The following is a 25,567-nucleotide window of genomic DNA, read 5'->3' on the forward strand; positions in this document are numbered from 1 at the left end:
CTGCTGGTGCCGGTGGTTCGGCGGAGCTGGCCCTGTCAAGCCAGGGTCTTCGAATCCCTTGCGAGTTTTTTCGGATTGGCCTAGGATCGAAACAATCCTGAAAGGATTCAACAGTGTCCGTTGATCGCGTGGAGCGTGAGAGCTACATCCTTGGCCTGCTCGCCAAGGACGGTTCGCTCTCGGTCGCCGCGTTGTCGAAAGATCTCGGGGTCTCCGAGGTCACCATCAGGGCGAGCCTGAAGGCCCTCGAGGAGCGCGGACTGCTGGAGCGCACCTGGGGTGGTGCGCGGGCCAGTTCCAGCCTGGACGTCCTGGAGCGGGCGCGGGTGAACGAGCCCGAGAAGGACCGGATCGCCGCCGCTGCCGCGTCGCTGGTCCACGACGACGACCGGATCATGATCGAGGCCGGCACCACCACCGCGCAGATCGTCCGCCACCTTGCCGGACGGACTGGCGTCCAGATCGTCACCAACTCGACCCTGGCGTTGTCCTATGCCCGGCTGATCCCCGGCCTGGAGGTGATCCTCACCGGCGGGCAGTTCCACCGCGACTCCGAGTCGATGGTGGGCTCGGTGGCGATCGCCACGATCCGCCGGTTCAACGCCCGGATCGCCTTCGTCGGCACCGACGGCTTCACCTTTGACCGCGGCATGACCACCCAGTTCGCCGGGGGCGCCGAAATCATCGAGGCGATGCGCGAGCGCGCCGAGGAGACCTGGCTGCTGGCGGACTCGTCCAAGTACGGCCGCGCCGGCTTCGTGAGCGTGCTCGGCCTCACCGACCTGACCGGAGTGATCACCGATGACGGCATCGGCGAGGGCTCCCTGGAAGTACTGCAACAGATCGCGCCGACCGTGCGCGTCGTCTGAAAGGAATGGAATGGCCCAGATTGTCGTGATGCCTGCGTTGGGTAACACGGTGGAGTCGTGTCTGATCACCAGCTGGCTGGTGAAGGTTGGCGATGTGGTGGACGCGAGCACTCTGCTGTGTGAGATCGAGACTGATAAGTCGGCGATGGAGGTGCCGGCGGGTGTTGCTGGGACTGTGTTGGCGTTGTTGGCTGGTGAGGGCGACGAGGTGCCGGTGAAGGAGCCGATTGTGGTGATCGGTGAGCCGGGTGAGGAGGTGCCGTCCGAGCTCGCTGCCGGCCCGTCCGGGGACGCCGCGGTTGCCGAACCGGAGGCTCCGGCCGCCGCTGCTGCCGCCGAGCCAGCCAGCCCGGCCGCGGCGTCCCCCGCCCCGACCCGCGCGGCCGGGGACGGACCGGCAGCGGTGTCGCCCCGGGCCCGCGGCCTGGCCGCCACCCAGGGCATCGCGGCCGCCCAGCTGGCGGGCTCCGGCCCCGCCGGACGGGTGATCGCGCGCGACGTGGAGGCCGCGATCGCGGCCGGCCCCGGCCTCACCGCGGGCGCCCGGGCCGAGGCCTCCGGGTTCGTCCCGGGGACGCCCGGCAGCGGCATCGGCGGCCGGGTCACCCGCGCCGACCTCGCCGCGGGCACGCCCGGGGCCCCGGCTGCCACGGCCCCGGAGGCCGCTACCGTCCCGGCCGCGTCGGCGGACTTCCCCGGCGCGTTCACCGACGCCCCGCTGAAGGGGATCCGCAAGCTGGTCGCCTCGCGGATGATGGAGTCGTTGGCGCAGTCCGCCCAGCTGACCTACACCGCCACCGCACCGGCCGCCGGTCTGTTGGCGTTGCGGGCTCGGCTGAAGAACTGTGGCGACCCCGAGCTCAGCGCGGTCACGATCGGCGACCTGGTCGGCTACGCCACTGTCAAGACGCTGGCCAGGCACCGGAACGCCAACGCCCACCTCTCCGACGGGGTGCTGCGCAGCTTCGAGCATGTCCATCTGGGTATGGCGGTGGACACCCCGCGCGGCCTGCTGGTGCCCACCCTGCGGTTCGCCGACACCCTCACCCTGCGCGAGTTCTCCGCCCAGTCCAAGGCCCTGGCCAATGCCGCGATCGCGGGCTCGATCAGCCCCGACCTGCTCTCCGGCGGCACCTTCACGGTGTCGAACCTGGGCGCCTTCGGGATCGAGTCGTTCACCCCGCTGCTGAACCTGCCGCAGGTGGCGATCCTGGGTGTGGACGCGATCTTCCCGCGGGTCACCGTCAACCCGGACGGCTCGGTGGGCGCCGAGCAGCGGATCGGGTTCTCGCTGACCGCCGACCACCAGGTGATCGACGGCGCCGACGCGGCCAGGTACCTGAAGGACCTGTGCGCCGCCGTGGCCGCCATCGACCTGACCGTGCTGGGCTGAGAAGGAGGGGGATCTGATGAGTGATTATGACGTGATCATCCTGGGCGGTGGCCCGGGCGGGTACCTGGCCGCCGAGCGGCTCGGGCATGCGAAGAAGAAGGTGTTGCTGGTCGAGGAGCAGTACCTGGGCGGGACGTGTCTGAATGTGGGTTGTATTCCGACCAAGTCGCTGCTCAACTCCGCCAAGCTGTACCTGCATGCCCGGCACTCCGAACAGTTCGGCGTCACCGCCGGGAACGTCGCCTTCGATTGGGGACGGGTGCAGGCCTGGAAGGACGAGGTCGTCACGACCCTGGTCGGCGGTGTCGGCATGGCCGAGCGCAAGGCCGGCGTTGAGGTCGCCAACGCCCACGGCACCCTGGTCGGGCCCGGGGTGGTCGAGGTGGCCGGCGAGCGGAAGACCGCCGACCACGTGATCATCGCCACCGGCTCGGTGCCGGTGATGCCGCCCATCCCTGGCGCGAAGGACAACCCGGCCGTGGTGGACTCCACCGGCCTGCTGGGGTTGGAGAGCTTCCCGTCCCGACTGGCCGTGATCGGCGGTGGCGTGATCGGGGTCGAGTTCGCCTCCCTGTTCGCCGCCTTCGGGGCGCAGGTCGAGGTGATCGAGTTGCTGCCGGAGATCCTGCCGTTCGCCGATACCGATATTGCCAGCAAGATCCGCAAGGGTATCCAGGGGGTGACCTTCCACCTGGGCTGCAAGGTCACCGGGATCGAGGGCTCGACGGTCGTCTATTCCGACGCACAGGGCGTCGAGGCCCGCACCGAGGCCGATGTGGTGCTGATGGCGGTCGGACGCCGGCCCGCCCTGACCGGCTGGGGCGCCGAGGAGGCCGGCCTGGAGACCACGCCCAGGGGGGTGGTGGTGGACGACACCATGCGCACCAACCTGCCCAACGTGTGGGCGGTCGGGGACGTCACCGGACGCTCCCTGCTGGCTCATGCCGCCTACCGGATGGCCGAGATCGCCGTGGCGCACATCCTCGACCCCGCCGGGGCCGCCCGGTCCGGGCAGGTACTGCGCACCCAGACCATCCCGTGGGCGGTCTACTCGATTCCCGAGGCCGCCGGCGTCGGACTGACCCAGGCCCAGGCCGTCCAGCAAGGCCTGGACGTGGTCACCGCCACCGTACCGCTGGTGCTGTCGGGACGGTTCGTTGCCGAGAACGGGCTGAAAGCCCCCGGCGCGGTCAAGATCATCGCCGAGAAAGACTCCCGCGTGATCCGCGGCATCCACGCCCTGGGGCCCTACTCCCCCGAAACCATCTGGGGAGCGGCCGCCATCCTGGAATCCGAATACACCATCGACGACCTCCGCCAAGTCGTCTTCCCCCACCCCACGGTCTCCGAAGGCATCCGCGAAGCCGCCTGGGCGATCAACAACTAACCAACAACCACCAGCCGACACCCACCCGGACCCACCATCCCGACCAGCCGGCCACCCACCAAACACCCGGTAGATCCCCACCCACTCGATCACCGCAAGAAGAGAAGGAAGAAATGCCCAAGTCACTCACCGTGAACCCAGCCGAGGTCCGCAAGCCCGGCATGGTCACCGTGCCGCCGATCCCGGTCAACGCCTACGTGCCCGACCTGCCCGCCGCGCAGCAGCGCTACGGTGCCGACGGACTGAAGGCGATGCTTCACGACATGATCGCGATCCGCGAGTTCGAGACCATGCTGAACTCGATCAAGACCACCGGCGGCTGGCAGGGGATCGAGTACAACCACAAGGGCCCGGCCCACCTCTCGGCCGGCCAGGAGGCCGCCGCCGTCGGGCAGGCCGCCGAACTGGACGCCGACGACTACATCTTCGGCTCCCACCGCAGCCACGGCGAGATCCTCGCCAAGAGCTTCTCGGCCGCCCGCAAGCTCGACCCCGCCCAGCTGCAGCAGATCATGACCGGCTTCCTGGACGGCGACACCCTGCGCTACGCCGAGAAGATCGGCTACGGCACCGAGTCCGACCTGGTGGAGAACTTCATCCTGTTCGGCACCCTGGCCGAGATCTTCGCCCGCAAGGTCGGCTTCAACCGGGGCATGGGCGGCTCGATGCATGCCTTCTTCACTCCCTTCGGCTCGATGCCCAACAACGCCATCGTGGGCGGCTCCGCCCCGATCGCGACCGGCTCGGCGCTGTACAAGCGGGTCAACCGTCAGCCGGGCATCGTGATCGCCAATATCGGCGACGCCTCCATGGGTTGTGGGCCGGTCTGGGAGGCGATGATGTTCGCCGCAATGGACCAGTACCGCAACCTGTGGCGGGAGGAGGACGGCGGCAACCCGCCGATCCTGTTCAACTTCTTCAACAACTTCTACGGCATGGGCGGCCAGACCGACGGCGAGACCATGGGCTACGACATCCTCGCCCGAGTGGGCGCGGGCGTGAACCCCGAGGCCATGCACGCCGAGCGGGTGGACGGCTACGACCCGCTGGCGGTCGCCGACGCGATCCGCCGCAAGAAGGAGATCCTGCTGGCCGGCAAGGGTCCCGTCCTGCTGGACACCATCACCTACCGGATCAGCGGCCACAGCCCGTCCGACGCCTCCAGCTACCGCACCCGCGAGGAGATCGAGGCCTGGGAGCAGGCCGACTCGATCGCGAGCTTCTCGGGCCGGCTGATCGACCAGGGCGTGCTGACCTCCGACGAGCTGGACGGCCTGCATGCCGGCATCGTCGAGCGGCTGACCAAGGTGCTCGCCCTGGCCGTCAACGAACAGGAGTGCCCGCGGGTCGACGTCGGCTACATCGAGTCGAAGATGTACTCCAACGGTCACGTGGAGGCCTTCGGTACTGGTGAGCCGGAACTGTCCGAGCCGCTGGCGGAGAACGCCCGGGTGAAGGCGATTGCCAAGAAGGTGCGCAAGACCACCGACGCTGACGGCAAGCCGGTGTCGAAGGTGCGGATGTATCAGTTCCGTGATGGTCTGTTCGAGGCGATGGCGCATCGGTTCAGTGTTGATCCGTCGATGGCGGCGTGGGGTGAGGAGAATCGTGACTGGGGTGGCGCTTTCGCCGTCTACCGCGGTCTGACTGAGTTGTTGCCGTATCGGCGGTTGTTCAACTCGCCGATCTCGGAGGCTGCGATTGTGGGTGCCGGGGTGGGGTATGCCTTGTCGGGTGGCCGGGCGGTGGTCGAGTTGATGTATTGCGACTTCCTGGGCCGGGCTGGTGACGAGGTGTTCAACCAGATGGCCAAGTGGCAGTCGATGTCGGCCGGTCTGTTGACCATGCCGCTCACCCTGCGGGTGTCGGTGGGTAACAAGTACGGTGCTCAGCACTCTCAGGACTGGTCGAGCCTGGTGGCGCACATCCCGGGTTTGAAGGTGTATTTCCCGGCGACCCCGACCGATGCCAAGGGGATGTTGAACCTGGCCCTGGCTGGGACTGATCCGGTGGTGTTCCTGGAGTCGCAGTTGCTCTATGACATCGGTGAGCAGTTCGAGGCCGACGGTGTGCCGGAGGGCTACTACGAGACCCCGGAGGGTGAGCCGGCGATCCGGCGGGAGGGCAGTGACCTGACGATCGCGACTATCGGCGCCACGCTGTACCGGGCGTTGGAGGCTGCCGACATCCTGGCTGAGCAGTACGGCCTGAGTGCGGAGGTGATCGATCTGCGGTTCGTCGCCCCGTTGAACTACGACACCCTGCTGGCCAGTGTGAAGAAGACCGGGCGGCTGGTGCTGGCCTCGGACGCGGTGGAGCGCGGCTCCTTCCTGCACACGGTTGCCTCGCATGTGCAGAATGTCGCCTTCGACGATCTGGATGCCCCGGTCGTGGTGGTCGGCTCGCGTAACCACATCACCCCCGCCCCGGAACTGGAGGACCTGTTCTTCCCGCAGCCGGAATGGATCGTGGACGCCGTCCACGCCCGGATCGTCCCACTACCCGGACACGTGCCCTCGTCCAACTGGACCGACGGCGAACTACTGCGCCGCGACCGCCAGGGAGTCTAACCACCGGCTTCGGCACTGAATGACTCCCGGAGGGGGACGGACCGCACGCATCGCGGTCCGTCCCCCTCGTGCTGTCTGGTTCGAGGTTCCCAGGCGGGCCGGGCTTGAGCTGCTACGGGCGGTCTCCGTGGCCGGGATTCGGGTAAGGAGCCGTTGCCAACCCGAGTCACTTCCGGGAGCCGGGAACTGTGACTCGGGTAGCAGCCCTCCCCGGTTCGGGTCATCCCCCGGGCCTGTGTGACGGAGCCAGTGGCCGTTTTCCGGCGAGTCGTGGCCGGCTCCGGGGCCGTCCGGCGCGAGCATGGAACGGTGAACGCAGAGCGGACAGGGGAGAGCCGGGTGCAGGCGACGGAGAAGGGATCGCGGACGGTGTCGTCGCGGGGGAGGGGACTGGTCGCGGCAGTGGCCGGACTTGCGCTGGGACTGTCGGGTTGCGCCGTCACGCCACCCCCCGAGGTGCGGACGCCGAGCCCCTCGGCGACCGTGACGTCGTCCACTCCGGCCGCCACCGGGACTGCCACCCCGTCGTCGCCGGCGACCACCCCGTCCGGCACGACCCCGGTCGCCAGCGCCACCCCCGGCTCGCCGTCGGGTTCGGCCTCGCCGACCGCCTCGTCCGCCCCGCCCACTGCCGCGGTGAAGGCCACCGGAAAGTTGCTGACCTTCACCAACCTGGTCTCCGACCAGCTCACCGGAACCTGCCAGACCGTCTCCCAGGTACCGACCTTCACCCTGGCTGACAAGGCCAACGACTTCTACGGCACGGTGACCGCCAGCGCCAGGCTGACCGCGGCGAAGAGTGTCGTCGACGAGGTGCGGCTCGACTTCGGGGAGGACCAGGAGGGAGTGACCCGCAAGCTGGTGCACCCCGCGTCCGGCACCTCGGCGACGGTCGCGGACGAGGGCTCCCGCTACACGCTGAAGGGGAAGCTGATGATGTACGAGGGCGCCTCGAAGTCCGGCAGCCTGGTGCCCTTCACCCTCACCGTGGAATGCGCCGGCAGCTCCTGGTGAGCGGCACCGCTATCGGCCGGAGCAGGTCTACTGCGTGGCATGGACCGGCAGCTGCCACGGTGAGCGGCGCCGTCAGAGGCTGAGCCGCCGGAGAGGTGATGCGAACGGGGCCGGGGACACCGGCCCCGTTGCACGGTTCTGTGTACCGGGAGTGCTGAGCCGCGGTCTGGTCAGGCCCTGATCTTGGCGGTCTGCTTGGAGGTCTTGGAGACCGTGAGGTAGCCGCTCTTCTTCCCGGTCGCCTTGACCGTCATCCGCTTGCCCTTGTCGGACTTGGTCACCTTGTAGGTCGACCGGGTCGCGTCCTTGATCGCCTTGCCGTTGCGATACCACTGGTAGCTCATCGTCACCGATGAGGGCGTCCAGGTTCCCTTCCGCACGTACAGGTAACCGCCGACCTTGGTGGTGCCGACGATGGTGGGCGTCGACGTCTTGGTGAAGGTACTGGCTTTGGCCACCTTGGCGGTTTGTTTGGAGGTCTTGGTGACGGTGGTGTAGCCGCTCTTCTTGCCGGTGACCTTGACGGTGATTCGTTTGCCCTGGTCGGACTTGGTCAGGGTGTAGCTGGCCTTGGTGGCGTTCTTGATGGCTTTGCCGTCGCGGTACCACTGGTAGCCCAGACTGGTTCCGGAGGGCTTCCAGGTGCCGGGCTTGGCGGTGAGTTTCACCGCCACCTTGGCCGTCCCGCTGATCGTCGGCGTCGGGGTGGCGCTCAGTTTGAGAGCGGACACCTTCGCCGTGGCCTTCGAGGTCTTGGCGACCGGCGCATGGCCCGCCTTGGTGCCGGTGACGGCAACCTGGAGCGCCAGGCCCGCGTCCGCGGCCTGCACGGTGTAGGTGGGCTTGGTCGCCCCCGCGATGGCCGCCGTGCCGCGGTACCACTGGTAGGCCAGGGTGACCGGTGCGGGTTTCCAGGTACCGGCGCTGGCGGTCAGGGTCTTGCCAATCGCCGCGCTGCCCGCGATCACGGGGGTCGGGGTGGCGGTGAGCTGGCTGAGCGCAGCGGAGTTGAGCGGCGCCGAGACCCGGCTGACCGTGACGTACGGCAGGCGGCTGCCGGTGACCGCGACGGTCAGCGCGTGGCCGGCGTCGGCTTCGGTGAGCTTGTAGCTGGTGCCGGTGGCGTTCGCGATGGCCTTGCCGTCGCGGTACCAGCGGTAGCTCAACTCGACCGGGGCCGGGCCCCAGGTTCCCGCCTTCGTGGTGAGTGTCTGGCCGATGGCCGTCCCGCCGCTGATGGTGGGGACCGGCGCGGGGTACAGCGTCATGAACAGCTTGGTCCAGGTGTTCTTGTCGACGGTCCCGCTGCCGGACAGCCCGGCTGAGGTCTGGAACTGCTTGATCGAGGCCTGCGTGGCCGAACCGACGGTGGAGCCGGAGTCGGTCTTGTAGCCGATCGCCTGCAGCAGTGCGTGCAGCGCCGTGACCGCGTCCCCCTTCGAACCCGACTTGAGGCTGAGGCTGGTGAACAGTGCGGTGAGGGTGAGCGGGCCGGCCTCGCCGTCCGCCTGCAGGCCCTTGGTCTTCTGGTAGGCGGTGACAGCAGACTTGGTGGCGCTGTCGTAGGTGCCGGTGACGGTGACCTTCTGGCCGGTCTGCTTCAGCAGCGACTGCAGTGCGCTGACCTTCGGACCGGTCTGGTTCTTCTTCGTGGTCATGACCAGGTTGAAGGGCACGCTGGCCGTGTCGTAGTCGGTGAGCTTCCAGGTCTTGATCAGATCCTTCAACTCGGTGGCGTAGGCGGCCTTGTTCTTCGGCTGATCGACGGCGGCGAGCGCGTCCACGAAGGACGTCACATTGCCGGTCAGGCCACGGACGCTCTGGTAGGCGGACTCGCCGGCGATGATCGTGGCGCGGTCGAGGAAGGCCTTGGCGAGCGAGGAGTAGGTGCGGTACTTGACCGAGCTGACGGTCGTGCAACCGCTGTTGTAGCTGGTGGTCAGCGAGGTCTGGGTCACGCCACTGACCCCGACGAAGTTCATCGCCGGGAGCCGGCGGACACCGGTGTAGTACTTGCGGGTCTTCCAGTAGGACAGGGTGGACTTCACGACGCCGTAGGCCTTGCCCTTGGCCTCGATGATCTGCCAGTCACCGTTGGAGAGCTTGGACGTGATCACTGCCACGTGCCCGATGCCATTGGAACGCGCGGGATTGTTCTTCAAGAACACCAGATCGCCGACGCTGGGCGTGCCACTGACCGCCGAGGTGCGGTTGTACAGGCCGGCAGCGGTGTCGTCCCCCATCACGAACGCCTTGGTCTGGTTGTTCACCCAGATGACCAGCCCCGAGCAGTCGAAGGACGACGGGCTGGGCGCGTTGTAGGGCACCGGCTGGCCGAGCACATACTTCTTGCCCACCTGCTTGGCGGCCAGCGTCGCGTACTGGGCGGTGGTCGCCAGCGCCGAGCAGCGGGTGTTGAAGACGTTCTTCGCCGAGGAGCTGAGCCCGGAGGTTCCCCACTCGGACTCAGCGATCGCCTGGGCCATCAACGCCGAGGCCGGGATACCAGTCTGGGATTCGGCCTGCTGCGCCGGCGCGACCAGACTGGCGATGAACTTGGCCCGGGTCGAGTCGCTGACGGTCGGCGAGGCCTGGGCGAAGAACGAGCCAATGCCTGCCTGGAGCATGCCAAAGGCCAGCGCCAGCGCGAGGGCAACAGGCAGTATCCGGGAGGGTTTCACGCATCGTTCTTAACGACTCTGCCCCCTCCCCGCCAACCCCCAGGTACGGGAATTCATCACTTCCAGCGCCAAAAATCAGGCTCTGACTAGGCATTGAGCAGTTTCTCAGAAAGCTCTCAACCTTCACATCAGAGTTGAGACTCTCGACCCCTCCGCCGAGCCCGCCGTGGGCCAGGGGACGATTCCACCCTGAGCCGGCCGGGAGACTTCTGCACAAACCGGGTGATCCAGGCCAGTCGCGGACACTATCCACGCGAGTGGCCTCTACTGCCCGGTTTCTGCACGACCCGAGACGACAGCTGCCGAGGGGCAAGGTGCCGAGGTGGAGCGCTGTTCCAACCCGAGCCAGTTGGCGCTGGCTCAGGTCAGGGACGGGAGCGGGTGATCTCGTCGTACCGCACGGGCCCGACCGTGCTCAGGAAGAGATCACCCGCGGGAGCGGGTGATCTCGTAGAGCGCGATCGCGGCCGCGACGGAGGCGTTGAGAGATTCCACGGCCGAGGTGATCGGGATGGACGCCAGGACGTCGCAGTTCTCCCGGACCAGGCGGGCCAGGCCGTCCCCCTCCGAGCCGACCACCAGCAGGACGGGGCCGTCAATGCCGGGGAAACCCGCCAGATCGGTATCGGCCTCACCGGCCAGCCCGACCACGGTGAAGCCGGCGTCGGAGAAGCTCTTCAGCGTCCGGTTCAGGTTGGTCACCATCGCCACCGGGACACGGGCTGCGGCCCCCGCAGAGGTCTTCCACGCCGCTGCGGTGAGGTGCGCCGAGCGGCGCTCGGGGATGATCACGCCCTGCGCGCCGAAGGCTGCGGCCGACCGGATGATCGCCCCGAGGTTGCGTGGATCGGTGATCGAGTCGAGGGCGACCACCAACCCCGCCGGCTCGGCGTGCAGGGCCTCGGCCAGGACGTCCTCGACATCGGCGTAGTCGTACTCGGGCACCTGCAGGGCCACTCCCTGGTGCACGCCGCCACCGGTCAGCCGGTCGAGTTCGGTCCGGGTGGCCTGCAGCAACGGGACGCCGTGGTCGGCGGTGAAGGCCAGGATGTCGCGCAGCCGCGAGTCCCGCTCGGCCCCCTCGGCGATGAAGGCACGCTTCACCGGCAACCCGGCCTGCAGCGCCTCCAGGACGGCATTGCGTCCGATCACCCAGTCGGCGCCCGCGGTGGCGGTGGTGCGGTTCCGGGACGGCCGGGCGTTGCCGGATGGCCGTCCGGTGGCCGGAGGCGAGCCCTGTGAGCGGTCCGGCGACTTGCCGGGTTCGTCCGGTCCGCGCCTGCGATAGGCCTTGTGGTAGGGGCGGTCCTCGGCCTTCGGGGTGGGACCCTTGCCCTCCAGGCCGCGGCGCACCCGTCCGCCGGAGCCGGCCGGGGTGGTCTTGCCCTTCTTACGGACGGCGCCCTTGCGCTGGCTGTTTCCGGGCATCAGTCCTCCAAGGTCCAGCGGGCACCGGCAGGGGTGTCCTCGATCTTCAGCCCGAGGGCCTTGAGTTGGTCGCGGATCGCGTCCGCGGCGGCGTAGTCCTTGCGAGCCCGGGCTTCCTGGCGTTGCGTCAGCAGGGCTTCGACCAGGCCGTCCACCACCGGGACCAGGTCGCCGCCGGAGCTGGCCGCGCCCGTCCACGGCTCACTGGCGGGATTCAGCCCCAGGACGTCGAGCATGCTCACCACCGCGGCGCTGGCCCGCTTCGCCGCATCGACCTCACCGGCCTCGATCGCCACGTTGCCCTGCTTGATCGTGCCGAACAGCACTGCCATCGCACCCGGCGTCCCGAGATCGTCGTCCATCGCCCGGGCGAACTCGGCCGGCAGGCTCTCCTGCGGTGCGAACGCGAACCAGCCGGCGGTCAGCTCGCCGGCCCGCTTCAGGAAGCTGTCGATCCGGGCCAACTGGGCGGACGCCTCGTCCAGCGAGGTGTTCGAGAACTCCACCGAAGAGCGGTAGTGCGGTGCCAGCAGGTACAGCCGGACGGCCCGCGCGGGGTACTTCTTCACCACCTCGCTGACCAGCGCCCCGTTGCCCAGCGACTTGCTCATCTTCTCCCCGGCTGCGGTCACCCAGCCGTTGTGCATCCAGTACCGCGCGAACGGACGGCCGGCAGCCCGGGACTGGGCCAGTTCGTTCTCGTGGTGCGGGAACCGCAGGTCGATACCGCCGCCGTGGATGTCGAACTCGTCGCCGAGGTACTTGCCCGCCATCGCCGAGCACTCGATGTGCCAGCCGGGACGGCCGCGCCCCCAGGGGCTCGGCCAGGAGGCGGTGTCCGGTTCGGTCGGCTTGTGGCCCTTCCACAGGGCGAAGTCCCGGGGGTCGCGCTTGCCGCGCGGGTCAGCGTCGGTGGCGGCCTCCATCTCGTCCACCTTCTGGCCGGAGAGTTCGCCGTAGGCGGGCCAGGACACCACGTCGAAGTAGACGTCGCCGGAGCCGTCGGGAGCGGCGTAGGCGTGCCCGCGGTCGATCAGCGCCGCGATCAGCTCGATCATCTCCGGAATGTGCCCGGTGGCGCGAGGTTCGTAGGTGGGCGGCAGGCAGCCCAACGCGGCATAGGCGTCGTGGAGCTCCCGTTCGAATCGGTAGGCGTGGGCGTACCACTCCACCCCGGCGGCCGCCGACTTCTCCAGGATCTTGTCGTCGATGTCGGTGACATTGGCCACCACCTTCACCTGGTAGCCGGAGAAGGACAGCCAGCGCCGCAGGACGTCGAAGACCACCTCCTTGCGGATGTGCCCCAGGTGCGGCGACGACTGGACGGTGAGCCCGCAGTGGTAGACCGACACAGCTCCCGGAACGAGGGGAACGAAGGGGCGCACGGCCCGGGTGGCGCTGTCGTACAGGTGGAAACTCACGCCGGGAAGTCTATTGCCCGCGCTGCCGGCCGCCGAATGCAGGGCGGACGGTCAGCCCTCCGCCTGCAAGCGCGCCCGGAACCCGCGGCGGAGAAGACCGCCGATGGCGGGCGCCACGGCGCCCGCGGGTGCCGCCTCCCGACGCCGACGAGCCCACTCGTCAGGAGATCGATCCCAGGCTGCGCTCCACCAGCGCCAGCGCCTCCGCACTGCTCAGCCCCAGGTCGCGGGCCCGCTGGGCGTACTCGGCCGCCGCCTGCCGGGCCGCCCGGCTCTGCTCGTCGCCGGTGACGAAGGTGCCGGCCCGTCCGCGGGTGTCGAGGACGCCGGTGGCCTCGAGTTCGCGGTAGGCGCGGGCGACGGTGTTCGGCGCCAGCCCGAGGTCGGCGGCGAGCCGGCGGACGGTCGGCAGCTTGTCGCCCGGACGCAGCTCGCCGACGGCCACCTGCGCCGAGAGTTGGCGCTTGATCTGGTCGTAGGGGGGCTCGGCCAGCGAAGTGTCGATGATGATCACGCCGTCACCGCCCCGGTGCCGATCAGCTCCTTGTCGTCCAGCTGCGGCCAGAGCCTGCCCCTGACCCAGGCCACGCAGTAGGGGGGAAGGTCCCGGAGGGCGAACAGCAGCCCGATCCAGATGACGATCCCGACGGCGCGGAGCACCAGCTCCGCCCACAGATTCGCCACGCCCTCTCCCGACACCAACAGCATGACGTAGCCACCGAAGATGGTCGGTGCCAGGAAGCCGGTCAGGGCGGTCTCGGCCCGCCAGGCGTCCAGGGCATACAGTTCGACGTCGTCCCGGGCGGGTTGCGGCAGCCGGACGATCCGGCGTCCGATCAACTCGGCTGCCGCCACGCCGGCCACGACACCGACGGCGGGGACGACCGCGGCGGCGGTCTGCGCCGGTGACTTCGGGAACAGCACGGCGAGCCCGGCACCGGCCAGGCAGACCACGCCCGCCCCCCAGGCGATCCAGCGCACCAGGGGCAGTAGATAGTCGTTCAGCCCGACTGCTCGTGGCCGCGCCGAACGCAGCGGACCAACCTGGAACCAGGGGCGGGCGAGTTGCCAGCTCCCGGTCAGGATCAGGGCGAGGATGGCCACACCGAACACCGAGATCGCCCAGAACCATCCGGGCTCGGCGCCGGAGGTGGAGGCGAACGAAGTTGGCAGGGCGAGGACCGCAACCACGGCAAGGATCGTGGCGCCGCCGCGATTGCGGCGGGTCAGCGCCACGTCCAGAGCGGTGCTGACATCGGGGGTCAGCCGGGCCAGGTTCTGGTCGGCCCATTTCTCCACCTGGCGCTGCCGGCGACCGGCAGGGCGCGGCCAGGCCAGGTAGACCGCACCGATCAGCGGTAGCAGGCTGAACGCGGCAAGCCTGAACAAGCCGGGCGTGAGAACGAGCGAGGACACGAAGTAATGCTACATAAAGGAAGATTGTGTAGCAATGCATTCCTTGCTACAAATCTGGCCTGGTTGCGCTCTCAGCCCCGTTGGGCGCGCAGCGCGGCGATATCGAGGATGCCGGCGGCGGGCAGGTCTTCCTCGGCGCCGGTCTCCCACGGGTCCTCGGGCATCGGACCGTCGTCGTCGAGGAACCCCTGGGACGGGTCGAACGGGTTGGCCAACTGCCGTCCCTCCTCGCCGCCGAGCGGGGTCATGGACGAGGGCGACATCGCCTCGTCGGGCAGCGCGCGCAGCACGTCCTGGATGTAGCCGTGGGTGGCCTCCAGCAGCGGCACCTCGCGGTTCTGCCGCTGCGAGGCGTACCAGCGGTAGTCGAGCACCTCGTGGAAGATCTGCGCCGCCTCACGCTTGCCGCGCAGATCGGCAGGGACTGCGGTCACCACTGGCTGGAAGCACTCGGTCAGCCACTGGTGGGCGACGACGGCCTCGTCGACGTGCTGCTGGTTGGTCCTGGCCCTGAAGGTGTCAAGGTCGTTCAGCAGCCGGCGGGCCTGGTTCTCCTCGGTGTCCAGGCCGGCGAGCCGCAACAGTCGCCGGGAATGGTGCCCGGCGTCCACCACCTTCGGCTGGATCCGGATGGTGGAGCCGTCGGGGGAGGTGCGGATGTCGAGTTCGGCCACGTCGAAGCCCAGGGCGTTCAGCCGCCGCACCCGGTTCTCGATCCGGTAGGTCTCCTGCCCGGAGAACTCCTCCACGCCGGTCAGTTCGGCCCACAGATCCCGGTAGCGCTGGTCGATCGACTCGACCAGCTTCAGCGGGTCAAGCGAGGTGTCGAGCATCCGCCCGGCCTCGAGGTCGCAGAACTCGCCGTACAGGTTCGTGATCGCGATCTGCAGGTCGTGGGCGCGCTGCCCGTCGCTGAGCGCCTCGTGGATCTCGGCGGTCTCGGCGTCGACCAGATAGGCGGCGAACTGCCCGGCGTCGCGCCGGAACAGGACGTTCGACAGCGAGACGTCGCCCCACAGGAAGCCGATCAGGTGTAGCCGGACGAGCAGCACGACCAGAGCGTCGAGCAGCCGCGAGACGGTCTCGGGGCGAACACCGTGGTCGAACAGGGCCCGGTAGGGCAGAGAGAACTCCAGGTGCTTGGTGATCAGCACCGGATCGAGATCCCGGCCGTCGGCGCCCATCCGTCCGGTGACCACGCCCACCGGCTCGACGGCGGGGGTGTCGGTGCGGTGCAGTTCGGTGAGGGTGCGGTACTCGTGCAGCGCGAGGTGCTCAATGACCTCCTTGGCGGCGTAGACCGAACTGCCGACCTTGATGAACCGGACGACGTGGCGGGAGATGCCGCGGGGGAGGGCTACCAGGAAGTCGGTGGGCCACTCGGTCAGGGGCGTGTCCCAGGGCAGCGGGATGAGGCGCGAGTCTGGCCGCGATGACAGGAACCTGGGCACGCATCAGTTTTACACGATCGGCGCGCCAGCACCTCCTTCGAAGGGCGGGAACCGCGGTGCCGGAAGCGGCCTCGGGCGGTCCTTCAGGGTCGGCTGTGCCCGATCCGAGGCAGGGTGAGGGTGCGCTGGCGTCCCTGCCTGCCCTGCGCGACGGCTTGTGCCGGGGCGGAGTGTGACTCAGCGTGGACCCGTCCGCCCGGTGCGGTGAGGTGGGGGAACCGTCCCTACGTGAGTCGCGCCCCCTGCCCGGGCCACGGGTGGGTCGAACCACGGCGGGTCCACCCTGAGTCGGGGAGGTACGCGTGATGCGGGGTGGAGCCGTCGCTACCTGAGCAAGAGGCTGGCGCTGCGCGCTGTGGAGACAGCAGGACGCCGACCGGCGAACCGATCGGCGTCCTGTGGCTTCGATCAGGAGATCCGCAGTTCGGTCTTCTGCGAGAAGACGTGCATCTGGGACGGATCGACGGTGTTGAGGCGCACCGTGGTGCCACGCTGCGGTGGGCGGCGGGCCGAGACCCGGGCGACGATCTGCTGGGCGGTCAGCTTCTCGTCCGCACTGATCCCCGCGAGCGTCCCGTAGAGGTAACCGTCCGCGCCGAGTTCCTCGACCACGTCGATGTCGACCGCGATGCCGGTCTCGGAAACCTGGAAGTTCTCCGGGCGGATACCGACCACCAGCGACTCCTCGCCCTGTGCCTTGGCAAGCACCTCGCGGGCCACCGGCACCACGTAGTCGCCAACCTGGACGCCACCCTCGACGGCCTTGCCGGCGATCAGGTTCATCGCCGGGGAGCCAATGAAGCCCGCGACGAAGAGGTTGAGCGGTGCGTCGTACAGGGTCAGCGGGCTGTCGACCTGCTGCAGCAGGCCGTCCTTCAGCACGGCCACCCGGTCGCCCATCGTCATGGCCTCGATCTGGTCGTGGGTGACGTAGACGGTGGTGACACCGAGTCGGGCGACCAGTGCGGCGATCTGGGTACGGGTGGAGACGCGCAGCTTGGCGTCCAGGTTCGACAGCGGCTCGTCCATCAGGAAGACCTGCGGCTGGCGGACGATCGCGCGGCCCATGGCGACGCGCTGCCGCTGGCCACCGGAGAGCGCCTTCGGCTTGCGGGAGAGGAAGCTCTCCAGACCCAGCAGCTTGGCGGCCTCCAGGACGCGCTTGTCGCGATCGGCCTTCGGGACGCCGGCCATCTTCAGGGCGAAGCCCATGTTGTCGGCCACGGTCATGTGCGGGTAGAGGGCGTAGTTCTGGAAGACCATCGCGATGTCGCGGTCCTTCGGCGGCAGGTCGGTGACGTCGCGGTCGCCGATCATGATCTGCCCGTGGTTCACCTCTTCGAGGCCGGCCAGCATGCGCAGCGAGGTGGACTTGCCACAACCGGACGGTCCGACCAGCACCATGAACTCGCCGTCCCCGATCTCGAGGTTCAGCTTGTCAACGGCGGGGTGGTCGGAACCCGGGTAGACCCGAGTGGCTTCGACGAAACTAACAGTGGCCATGCCACGCACATCCTTCCATGGGCAGGTACGTGCCCAACGATCCGTAGTGGAAACAGCGGCCGCTCGTCCGCGGCCGTTGTCATTCTTGCACGCGTCATCGGGAGATGGGCAAGAATTCACGAACCGGAAAGCACAAGGTATATCAGTTCGTTATAAAGCAGCGTCACCGGGCTGAGGTAGGCTCCCTCGGGTGACCGGGACACAGCCCCAGGAGGCCGCGGACGCCGCACAGGACGCCGGCGGCGACCCTGCCGACGAAGCTGCACAACCCGGCCGTCCGCTCCCGTCCGGGGATGTCGGCGGCCAGCCCCCCGCTGCCATGGAGAATCCTGCCGAAGACGAATCCGCCCAGGAGTGGTGGGACGACCCGTCCCTGCCCTGGAAGCACAAGCCGACCAAGGCCGACATCGCCTGTATGGGCTGGTTGTCGGTCGTGGCGATCTACGGGTTGGTCATGCTGCCGCTGCGTCCCGGCCTGCTGGCCTCGGCGCCGCACGTCCTGGCCTCGCTCGGTTCCTGGTCCGGCTCGGTGACGGTGGGGTCGCGGGCCGCGGTGGGTGATCCGTGGTGGCCGCTGGTCTGGTTCTTCGGCACCATCGGGCTGGTGAAGTTCGACTGGGTCTACTGGTGGGCAGGCCGGCTCTGGGGTCGCAACCTGATCGAGGTGTGGTCGGGGCGGTCGGAGCGGGCGCGCCGGATGAACGCGTGGACGGAGCGGTTGGCCCGCAGGTACGAGACCGTGGCGATTGCGCTCACCTACCTGCCGCTGCCGATTCCGTCCGGGGTGGTCTACCTGGTGCTCGGCGAGGCCGGGACGAGCCTGAAGAAGTTCATCACCGTCACCCTGGTGAGTTCGCTGATCGCCGGCGGGGTCTACCTCGGCATCGGCTACTGGATCGGCGAGCCGGCGGTGGTGGCGATGGACACCTACGGACGCTACCTGTGGTACGTCTCGCTGGCCCTGCTGGTGTTCGTGATCTGGAACGCCTGGCGACAGGCCCGCCAGGGTACCGAACCGGCAGGGCGGGCCTGAGGCACCGAACTGTGACCGGCCACCGTCAACGCCGTCGTCGGGCTGCCTGTCGCCGGACCCGGCGCACCGGCAGCTCGGGGCAGGGCACACCGTCAACTCGCGGCGTCCTCCGCTCACGGCCGCACGCCGCCGTTGGTCTGGTGTCTTCACTCTGCGTGCCTTGCTCGACTTTGCGCGTGTTGTAGCGGCGGCGAGGTCGAGTACGGGCAGCAGAGTCGAGTACGGGCGGCGGAGTGGGGCCGTTGGTGGAGAACGACGATGCGGTCCTGCGCATGTCCGGTGTCTTGCGTCGGCTCCCCCCAGATGCGCACGACCACCGGACCGCACAGGACCGCTACCGTGTTCTCGGGTTCCCCCCGGCGACATTCCCCCCAGACTGTCGCCAACCCGCGAATCGGGCGCCTGCTTTGTGAGCAGTGCTCTCGAAGAGCACGTTAGTACCCTTCGTACCAAGAATGCAAGAGCACTGCTCACATTTTCGTCTGGCGCACTCGAATATGGCAGGATTGTCTCGTGGTAACCCCCCGGGAACGCGCCCGTGAGCGGACGATGGCCGAGATCCGCGAGTTGGCGTGGCAGCAGCTCGAACGGCTCGGCGCGGCCGGCCTCTCGTTGCGCGCGATCGCCCGTGACCTGGGCGTGGTGTCGTCCGCGATCTACCGTTACGTCGCCAGCCGGGACGACCTGATCACCGACCTGCTGCTGGAGGGATTCAACGACCTCGCCGAGGCCGTGGCGGCGGCCGAGGGGGAGGTGCCCAGGGAGGACTACCGGGAGCGCTGGCTGGCCATCTGCCGGACGATGCGGTCGTGGGCGTTCTCCCGTCCGGCAGCCTGGGGGTTGCTCTACGGTGGCCCGGTTCCCGGTTACTCCGCGCCCACCGAGACCACCAGTCCCGCAGCCGCCCGGGTGCTGCTGCGGCAGGCTGCGGTGATCGTGGCCGCCCAGCAGGCCGGTCAGCTCCACCCGCGGGTCGGCCCGGCGGCGGGGCTGGGCGAGATCCCGGATGAGGCCCGTCCGGCGCTGGAGGCGATCGCCGTCAGGTACGCGGTCGACATTACGCCCGACGTGACGGCTCTCGGCCTGCTCGGCTGGTGGGGGGTGCTGGGCACGATCAGCGCGGAGGCCTTCCTGCAGCTCGGTCCGGAATGGGCGCCGACCCAGGCAGCCCTGGCAGAGGCCCAGTTCGCGAGTCTGGCCGACGCCGTCGGCCTCCAGCCGGTCGCCACGGATTGAGCTGCGGTCACCGGCCAGTCTCGACGCGTTCCACCGGCAGGCTCAGCCGCCCAGCGAGCCCGCGTCCCTGGTGCTGACGTCGGTCCGGTGGAAGTTGAGGTGGGAACGCGAGGCGGTCGGCCCGCGCTGGCCCTGGTAGCGGGACGCGGTGGCACCGGCGCCATAGGGGCGCTCGGCGGGGGAGGAAAGCCGGAAGAAGCACAACTGCCCGATCTTCATCCCGGGCCACAGTTTGATCGGCAGCGTGGCGACATTCGACAGTTCCAGGGTGACGTGACCGGTGAAGCCGGGATCGACGAAGCCGGCTGTCGAGTGGGTGAGCAGGCCGAGACGCCCCAGCGAGCTCTTGCCCTCCAGGCGCGCTGCCAGGTCGGCGGGCAGGGTGACCGCCTCGAAGGTGGCCCCGAGGACAAACTCGCCGGGGTGCAGCACGAACGGCTCGTCGGCCGGAACTTCGACCAGGCGGGTGAGGTCGGGCTGCTCGACGGCCGGGTCGATGAACGGGTACTTGTGGTTGTCGAACAGCCGGAAGTAGCGGTCGAGCCGGACGTCCACGCTGGACGGCTGGACCATCCCGGGATCCCAGGGGTCGAGCCGGACACGTCCGGCCGTCACCTCGGCGACGATGTCGCGATCGGAGAGCAGCACGGGTGCAGCCTAACCCGCCCCTCGAGCCTCCGACCGGATTCGAACCGGTGGCATTCGCTTTACAAGAGCGACGCTCTGCCAGCTGAGCTACGGAGGCGCGGACGCTGGATCCGGCGTCCATTGTGGGGCAGGCGGGTCACGGTTGGGAAACCGTCACCACCAGGTCAGCGAGTTCGCGGGGGCGATGGAGCCGCCAGTGCACCGCCTCCTGGGCCTCCCACTGATCCCAGTGGGCCTCGAACGAGGCACCGTCCCGGGCGAGCGCGCGGCGCCGGCGCTCGGCCTCGTCCAGCTCGCACCACAGCGCCAGGTCGGCCAGCGCGCGGCTGGCCGGGGTGAGCGCGCCACAGCCCTCGACCAGGACCGGACGGGACGGGTCCAGCGCCACCCACTGCGCCGGCCGGGCACGCTCCCAGTCCCAGCGCCGGTAGCCCGGTGCGGACGGGCGCAGTACCAACTCGACCACCATCGCCGAGGCTTCGGCCAACCCGTCCCAGCCGGGGTAGAAGGCGTCCAGGCTGACCAGTTGCGCCTCCGGCCAGCGTCGGGCGAGTGCCCCGGCCAGCGTGGTCTTGCCCGAGCCTGCTCCGCCGTCGATCAGGACGACGGCCCGTGGCCGGCCGGCGAGCAGCTGAACCGCCTGCCAGACCTGTGCGCTGCTGGTGACCCGCAGGCTCACCGCGCGCCGGAGGCGGAGACGAAGCCGAGGCCGTCCCCGCTCACCGACACCGCGGTCTCGGTGGCCGGGACGAAGGCCGACTGCCCCTGACCCAGGCTGAGGGTGCTCTCGGGGCCATGCAGGGTGAGTTCGCCGGACACGACGAGCAGAATGCGGGCGGAGCCGTTCCCCGGCAGGTCCACCGGGACGGGGCTGGCCGGGCTCACTCGCCAGACCGCGAACTCCGGGCAGGGCACCGGATAGCGTCCCACGCCGGCCCGCTCCTCGACGGGCCGCAGCACCTGCGGTTCGGCGGGCTCGAAGCCGACCACCGTGACCAGTTCCTTGACGTCGACGTGCTTGGGGGTGAGCCCGCCGCGGATCACATTGTCCGAGTTCGCCATCACCTCGACGCCGGTACCGGACAGATGGGCATGCATGTAGCCGGCCGGCACGTAGACCGCCTCCCCGGGCTGCAGCCGGACGCGGTTCATCAACAGCGCGGCGAGGATGCCGCGGTCACCGGGGAAGACGGCGTCCAGGTCGACGGCTGTCCGGGCAAACTCACCGACCGGGCCGTCGTCGGTGGCGTGCCGGATCGCGGCAGCCACTACCACGTCGATCAACTGGGCCCGGTCGCCTTCCAGGCTGAGCGCCTCCAGGAAGACCTGGGCCAGGGCGGCTGCGCCCTTGCGTTCGGTCAGCGGGGCGAGCAGCGAGCCGAGTTCGCCGGAGACGCCCAGGGCGGAGAACAGCGCCGCGGTGGTCATCGGGTCGCGGAAACCGCTGAGGGTCTCGAACTCGTCCAGCGCGATCAGGATCTCCGGTTTGGGCCAGTCGTCGGAGTAGACCCGCTCGGGGGCGTCCAACGAGATGCCGGCAGCATTCTCGCGAGCGAAGCCGGCCTCGGCCTGCTCGCGGGACGGGTGTGCCTGGATGGACAGCGCGTGCCGAGCCGACAGCACCTTCATCAGGAACGGCAGCACATCGCCGAACTCGCGGCGCGACCGGTCACCGAGCAGGGCAGGGTCGGAGGCGATCACCGAGTCCAGCGGGACGCCGCCCACCAGGGACGGGGCCTGCTGATGGGCTCCCAGCCAGTACTCGGCGTACGGGCTGCCGTCGACCGGCAGGCCCAGCAGGTTCGGGATCGCATCGGTGGTTCCCCAGGCGTAGTGCTGGATCGTGCCCTGCAACAGTTGCATCAAACATCCTCACGGTGTTGTCGCTGGTGGAATTCCGCCTGCCGGGTGCTGCTGGTCGAGACCGCCGAGCCCCGCGCGGCTGCGGCCCCGGGCCCCGAACAGTCCATGTGAGTCTAGAACGTGTCGCCCAATCCCGCAGGTGCCTGCTGATCGTCGCCCGGCGGTCACCTCGCTGCGTCGTCGTCGCTCAGCGATGCACTGCATCGCCTCCCTCCTCCGCCTTGCATGGTGCTCCGGCGACCACCGCTCGCGACGGCCAGGGCTGGGAGACACGCTCCAGGTCACCGGGCCACAGGGACGCGGACAGGGGAATGACAGCGTTGTGATTTCGGCCTAGCATGGACGCATGCCCGAACTCGCCGTCCGCCCAGCCGGCCTCACCGACCTCGAAGCCGCCCTGCTCGACTTCGAGAAGCACTGGTGGTCGCTGCCGGGGTCGAAGGAGACCGAGATCCGGGAGCGGTTCAACCTGTCGACCACGCGCTACTACCAGTTGATCAACGCCCTGATCGACACCGAGGCCGCCCTGGCCTACGACCCGCTGCTGGTCAAGCGGCTGCGCCGGTTGCGCACCGCACGCCAGCGCGAGCGCACCGCGCGCCGACTGGGGATCAACATTCGGGTGTAGCGCGGGCTCAGCCCACGAACCACCGCCCGATCGCCTTCAGCCCGGCATTGTCCGGCGGGCGCTCCAGATAGCCGCCGCGCACCAGCCCTGCCTGTCGTTCGAAGGCATTGCGTGAGGCCGGGTCACCGGTGCGCAGCCACGACCAGCCCGCGCAGGCGAGGTAGACCGGGAGGAAGGGCAACCCCAGCAGCCAGGTGTACTGCCAGGCATGGACGTCCTCATGGTCGAGGGTGCCGGGTCGGCGAACCTCAAGGCCGTCCATGGTCTGACGGGTGAGGATGACGTTGCCGACCGTGAACGCACCGGCCCTGGGGAAGTTGTAGCGGTAGCCCTCGGCGAAGAACAGGCCGCGCGGTCCCCGGCGCAGCCGGCAGCGTCCGATCACCGCCATCAGCAGCCCCAGCGGGGTGGACAGGTTCACCAGGTTCCAGCCGAACCGCGCCCACTGTGCGATGGAGGGGCGGGCGGTTTCGGACGGCACCGCTCCATTGTGAGCCCACTGTAGGTTCTACGGCCATCCCCCTCCCCTCCCCCTCCCCTCCCCCCCTCCCTCGCCTCCTCTCCTCTCACCCACTGACCGCCACCGTTCGCGTCGAGCGCTTGTGCCTGGGGTGTGGCTCTCGACGCGAACGGTGGCGGTCGATGCCGGATGAGCGGTCGGTGGCCATGCCCCGCGAGCGTGGTGGCGCTGCCGTCCCGATACCGGGGTTCACAGCGCCGAGTGTTTGCACTCGATAGGGGAGAGTGCTAAACATGGTGTTAGCACTCTCGGACTGAGAGTGCCACCAGTCTGACTCGATGAGATCGTCACGATCGTCCGTCGCGGGCATCGACACAAGACGCACACATTGACCACAGTCCACACCTGGGGCCCGTCCCCGAAGACTACGAAGGATTGCCGAACGCACATGGCAAAACTGATCGAATTCAATGTTGAGGCGCGCCGCGGCCTCGAGCGGGGTATGAACACCCTCGCCGACGCCGTGCGGGTCACGCTGGGCCCGAAGGGCCGCAACGTCGTGCTGGAGAAGAAGTGGGGTGCTCCCACCATCACCAACGACGGCGTGTCCATCGCCAAGGAGATCGAGCTCGAGGATCCCTACGAGAAGATCGGCGCCGAGCTCGTCAAGGAGGTCGCCAAGAAGACCGATGACGTCGCCGGCGACGGCACCACCACCGCTACCGTCATCGCCCAGGCAATGGTCCGCGAGGGCCTGCGCAACGTGACCGCCGGCGCCAATCCGATGAGCCTGAAGAAGGGTATCGAGAAGGCAGTCGCCGCGATCGTCGAGCAGCTGGCCGCCCAGGCCACCGATGTGGAGACCAAGGAGCAGATCGCGGCTACCGCGTCCATCTCCGCGGCCGATCCCACCGTGGGCGAGATCATCGCCGAGGCGATGGACAAGGTCGGCAAGGAAGGTGTCATCACCGTCGACGAGTCCAATACCTTCGGGCTGGAGCTGGAGCTCACCGAGGGCATGCGGTTCGACAAGGGCTTCATCTCGGCCTACTTCGTGACCGACGCCGAGCGGATGGAGACCGTCCTGGACGATCCCTACATCCTGATCGTCAACTCGAAGGTTTCCTCGCTGAAGGACCTGCTGCCGGTGCTCGAGCGCGTCATCGGCGCGGGCAAGCCGCTGCTGGTGATCGCCGAGGACACCGACGGCGAGGCGCTGGCCGGCCTGATCGTCAACAAGATCAAGGGCACCTTCAAGTCGGTGGCCGTCAAGGCCCCGGGCTTCGGTGACCGCCGCAAGGCCATGCTGGGCGACATCGCCATCCTGACCGGCGGCCAGGTGGTCTCCGAGGAGGTCGGGCTGAAGCTCGACCAGGTGACCCTCGACCTGCTGGGCCAGGCCCGTCAGGTGATCGTCACCAAGGACGAGACCACCATCATCGACGGCGCCGGCGATGCCGACCAGATCGCCGGCCGGATCGCGCAGATCCGTCGCGAGATCGACAACTCTGACTCCGACTACGACCGCGAGAAGCTGCAGGAGCGGCTGGCCAAGCTGGCCGGCGGCGTCGCGGTGATCAAGGTCGGAGCGGCCACCGAGGTCGAGCTGAAGGAGCGCAAGCACCGCGTCGAGGACGCCGTCCGCAATGCGAAGGCTGCCGTCGAGGAGGGCATCGTCCCCGGTGGTGGTGTCGCCCTGCTGCAGGCCGCCGCCAAGGCATCGGTCGAGGGTCTGGTCGGCGATGAGCTGACCGGCGCGAACATCGTGTTCACCGCCTGCTCGGCCCCGCTGAAGCAGATCGCTGTGAACGCCGGCCTCGAGGGCGGCGTCGTGGCGGAGAAGGTCTCCCACCTGGAGCCCGGCTTCGGTCTGAACGCCGCGACCGACGAGTACGTCGACATGGTGGCCTCCGGGATCATCGATCCCGCCAAGGTAACCCGCTCGGCGCTGCAGAACGCCGCGTCCATCGCCGCGCTGTTCCTGACCACCGAGGCCGTGATCGCCGACAAGCCGGAGAAGACTCCGCCGATGCCGGCCGGTGACGGCGGCATGGGTGGCATGGACTTCTGATCCTCCCTTCGGTCGTCAAGAACCTTCAATCGCCTCACTGGCGAGAGCGAGCTCTCGCAGTTCGGCTCAATCGGTTCTGATCCCGGCTGGTCGTGTCACACCACGCGCAAGGAGGGCGGTCCCCGTTGGGGCCGCCCTCCTTGCGCGTGTACGCCCGGCATGGGCAACTGATTGGAGGTGTGAGTCCTCTGGGGGAGGCGGCGATGCTAACCCTGAGTCGGAGGTAACTGCGTCGTCGTGAGGCGGGGTGGGGAGGAAGCCCGAGACGTACTCCTGCACTGAGGTATACGAATCGTGTATGAGGCGTGGTGGTTGGGGTGAGCCCGCACGCGAGGGTGAAGCCCGGCATCGTCGTACGGTCACTGCGTAGACACGGCAGCGGTAGGGGGACATTGGTTGTTCTTATCCGGGGAGGCCTGCTCGGGTGTCGTTGTCGGTTGTGGTGGCGACGGTCAGCGCTGGGAGGTGCTGGCTGACCGGGCAGGAGTCAGCAGA

At 68.7% G+C, this 25,567-nt stretch carries 20 protein-coding genes and 1 tRNA gene; 9 read left to right on the plus strand and 12 right to left on the minus strand.

Features of this window, described 5'->3' with window-relative positions; all coding sequences use genetic code 11:
* Nucleotides 1-113 precede the first annotated feature (113 nt).
* The 5 genes from VB080_RS06990 to VB080_RS07010 all read left to right on the plus strand — a co-directional run bounded on the left by VB080_RS06990 (nt 114) and on the right by VB080_RS07010 (nt 7,233).
* Complete coding sequence (locus VB080_RS06990) at nt 114-869, plus strand: DeoR/GlpR family DNA-binding transcription regulator (protein WP_323417718.1); 756 nt, start codon at nt 114-116, stop codon at nt 867-869.
* A gap of 10 nt (nt 870-879) precedes the next feature.
* The gene (locus VB080_RS06995) at nt 880-2,262 is read left to right on the plus strand and encodes a dihydrolipoamide acetyltransferase family protein (RefSeq protein WP_323417719.1); all 1,383 of its coding nucleotides are present in this window, start codon (nt 880-882) and stop codon (nt 2,260-2,262) included.
* A 16-nt stretch (nt 2,263-2,278) separates the two neighbouring features.
* On the plus strand, nt 2,279-3,649 hold the full coding sequence (gene lpdA / locus VB080_RS07000; protein ID WP_323417720.1) for a dihydrolipoyl dehydrogenase: 1,371 nt from the start codon (nt 2,279-2,281) through the stop codon (nt 3,647-3,649).
* Nucleotides 3,650-3,762: 113 nt separating this feature from the next.
* The gene (locus tag VB080_RS07005; RefSeq protein ID WP_323417721.1) at nt 3,763-6,219 is read left to right on the plus strand and encodes an alpha-ketoacid dehydrogenase subunit alpha/beta; all 2,457 of its coding nucleotides are present in this window, start codon (nt 3,763-3,765) and stop codon (nt 6,217-6,219) included.
* 309 nt (nt 6,220-6,528) lie between these two features.
* A complete protein-coding gene (locus tag VB080_RS07010; protein WP_323417722.1) occupies nt 6,529-7,233 on the plus strand; it encodes a lipoprotein LpqH in 705 nt (234 codons plus the stop codon).
* A 170-nt stretch (nt 7,234-7,403) separates the two neighbouring features.
* Here VB080_RS07010 and VB080_RS07015 read toward each other — a convergent pair whose 3' ends face one another.
* The 7 genes from VB080_RS07015 to VB080_RS07045 all read right to left on the minus strand — a co-directional run bounded on the left by VB080_RS07015 (nt 7,404) and on the right by VB080_RS07045 (nt 17,133).
* On the minus strand, nt 7,404-9,914 hold the full coding sequence (locus VB080_RS07015) for a peptidoglycan-binding protein (RefSeq protein ID WP_323417723.1): 2,511 nt from the start codon (nt 9,912-9,914) through the stop codon (nt 7,404-7,406).
* 426 nt (nt 9,915-10,340) lie between these two features.
* A complete protein-coding gene (gene rlmB, locus VB080_RS07020) occupies nt 10,341-11,342 on the minus strand; it encodes a 23S rRNA (guanosine(2251)-2'-O)-methyltransferase RlmB (RefSeq protein WP_323417724.1) in 1,002 nt (333 codons plus the stop codon).
* Nucleotides 11,342-12,763 (minus strand): cysteine--tRNA ligase, encoded by a 1,422-nt coding sequence (gene cysS, locus VB080_RS07025; protein WP_323417725.1) that lies wholly within the window; start codon nt 12,761-12,763, stop codon nt 11,342-11,344. The genes rlmB and cysS overlap by 1 nt, the downstream gene beginning before the upstream one ends.
* 160 nt (nt 12,764-12,923) lie before the next feature.
* Nucleotides 12,924-13,277 (minus strand): GntR family transcriptional regulator, encoded by a 354-nt coding sequence (locus VB080_RS07030; protein WP_323417726.1) that lies wholly within the window; start codon nt 13,275-13,277, stop codon nt 12,924-12,926.
* Entirely contained in the window at nt 13,274-14,179 is a 906-nt protein-coding gene (locus tag VB080_RS07035) for a hypothetical protein (protein WP_323417727.1), read from the minus strand. Before VB080_RS07035 ends, VB080_RS07030 begins: the two co-directional genes overlap by 4 nt.
* A gap of 71 nt (nt 14,180-14,250) precedes the next feature.
* The gene (locus VB080_RS07040; RefSeq protein ID WP_323417728.1) at nt 14,251-15,630 is read right to left on the minus strand and encodes a DUF4032 domain-containing protein; all 1,380 of its coding nucleotides are present in this window, start codon (nt 15,628-15,630) and stop codon (nt 14,251-14,253) included.
* A 408-nt stretch (nt 15,631-16,038) separates the two neighbouring features.
* Nucleotides 16,039-17,133, minus strand: a complete 1,095-nt coding sequence (locus tag VB080_RS07045; protein ID WP_323417729.1) for a sn-glycerol-3-phosphate ABC transporter ATP-binding protein UgpC — start codon at nt 17,131-17,133, stop codon at nt 16,039-16,041.
* Between the two features lie 190 nt (nt 17,134-17,323).
* Here VB080_RS07045 and VB080_RS07050 point away from each other — a divergent pair, with 190 nt between their 5' ends.
* A complete protein-coding gene (locus VB080_RS07050; RefSeq protein ID WP_323417730.1) occupies nt 17,324-18,166 on the plus strand; it encodes a DedA family protein in 843 nt (280 codons plus the stop codon).
* A gap of 513 nt (nt 18,167-18,679) precedes the next feature.
* On the plus strand, nt 18,680-19,402 hold the full coding sequence (locus VB080_RS07055) for a TetR/AcrR family transcriptional regulator (RefSeq protein ID WP_323417731.1): 723 nt from the start codon (nt 18,680-18,682) through the stop codon (nt 19,400-19,402).
* Nucleotides 19,403-19,444: 42 nt separating this feature from the next.
* Here the strand turns inward: VB080_RS07055 and dcd are convergent, their stop codons facing one another.
* The 4 genes from dcd to manA all read right to left on the minus strand — a co-directional run bounded on the left by dcd (nt 19,445) and on the right by manA (nt 21,913).
* Complete coding sequence (dcd, locus tag VB080_RS07060) at nt 19,445-20,050, minus strand: dCTP deaminase (protein ID WP_323417732.1); 606 nt, start codon at nt 20,048-20,050, stop codon at nt 19,445-19,447.
* A gap of 24 nt (nt 20,051-20,074) precedes the next feature.
* Nucleotides 20,075-20,147: transfer RNA gene (locus VB080_RS07065), tRNA-Thr, on the minus strand.
* 39 nt (nt 20,148-20,186) lie between these two features.
* The gene (locus tag VB080_RS07070) at nt 20,187-20,729 is read right to left on the minus strand and encodes a cobalt ABC transporter (RefSeq protein WP_323417733.1); all 543 of its coding nucleotides are present in this window, start codon (nt 20,727-20,729) and stop codon (nt 20,187-20,189) included.
* Nucleotides 20,726-21,913 carry a mannose-6-phosphate isomerase, class I gene (manA, locus tag VB080_RS07075; RefSeq protein ID WP_323417734.1) on the minus strand — a complete coding sequence of 396 codons (1,188 nt, stop codon included), beginning with the start codon at nt 21,911-21,913 and terminating at the stop codon, nt 20,726-20,728. The genes VB080_RS07070 and manA overlap by 4 nt, the downstream gene beginning before the upstream one ends.
* 346 nt (nt 21,914-22,259) lie before the next feature.
* Between manA and VB080_RS07080 the strand changes: the two genes are divergently transcribed.
* Nucleotides 22,260-22,541 carry a DUF3263 domain-containing protein gene (locus VB080_RS07080; protein ID WP_323417735.1) on the plus strand — a complete coding sequence of 94 codons (282 nt, stop codon included), beginning with the start codon at nt 22,260-22,262 and terminating at the stop codon, nt 22,539-22,541.
* A 7-nt stretch (nt 22,542-22,548) separates the two neighbouring features.
* Here VB080_RS07080 and VB080_RS07085 read toward each other — a convergent pair whose 3' ends face one another.
* Nucleotides 22,549-23,022, minus strand: coding sequence for a hypothetical protein (locus tag VB080_RS07085; protein WP_323417736.1), 474 nt, complete (start codon nt 23,020-23,022; stop codon nt 22,549-22,551).
* Nucleotides 23,023-23,449: 427 nt separating this feature from the next.
* Here VB080_RS07085 and groL point away from each other — a divergent pair, with 427 nt between their 5' ends.
* Entirely contained in the window at nt 23,450-25,072 is a 1,623-nt protein-coding gene (gene groL / locus VB080_RS07090) for a chaperonin GroEL (protein WP_323417737.1), read from the plus strand.
* Nucleotides 25,073-25,567 lie beyond the last annotated feature (495 nt).

The sequence above is a fragment of the Propionicimonas sp. genome (genome assembly GCF_034927565.1).
In the GTDB taxonomy this organism is placed as follows: domain Bacteria; phylum Actinomycetota; class Actinomycetes; order Propionibacteriales; family Propionibacteriaceae; genus Propionicimonas.

Excerpts from the sequence above, each read along its gene's own strand:
- manA (WP_323417734.1), bottom strand. The coding sequence starts at position 21,913 with ATGCAACTGTTGCAGGGCACGATCCAGCACTACGCCTGGGGAACCACC.
- lpdA (WP_323417720.1), top strand. The coding sequence starts at position 2,279 with ATGAGTGATTATGACGTGATCATCCTGGGCGGTGGCCCGGGCGGGTAC.
- VB080_RS07005 (WP_323417721.1), top strand. The coding sequence starts at position 3,763 with ATGCCCAAGTCACTCACCGTGAACCCAGCCGAGGTCCGCAAGCCCGGC.
- VB080_RS07080 (WP_323417735.1), top strand. The coding sequence starts at position 22,260 with ATGCCCGAACTCGCCGTCCGCCCAGCCGGCCTCACCGACCTCGAAGCC.
- VB080_RS06995 (WP_323417719.1), top strand. The coding sequence starts at position 880 with ATGGCCCAGATTGTCGTGATGCCTGCGTTGGGTAACACGGTGGAGTCG.
- VB080_RS07045 (WP_323417729.1), bottom strand. The coding sequence starts at position 17,133 with ATGGCCACTGTTAGTTTCGTCGAAGCCACTCGGGTCTACCCGGGTTCC.
- rlmB (WP_323417724.1), bottom strand. The coding sequence starts at position 11,342 with ATGCCCGGAAACAGCCAGCGCAAGGGCGCCGTCCGTAAGAAGGGCAAG.
- groL (WP_323417737.1), top strand. The coding sequence starts at position 23,450 with ATGGCAAAACTGATCGAATTCAATGTTGAGGCGCGCCGCGGCCTCGAG.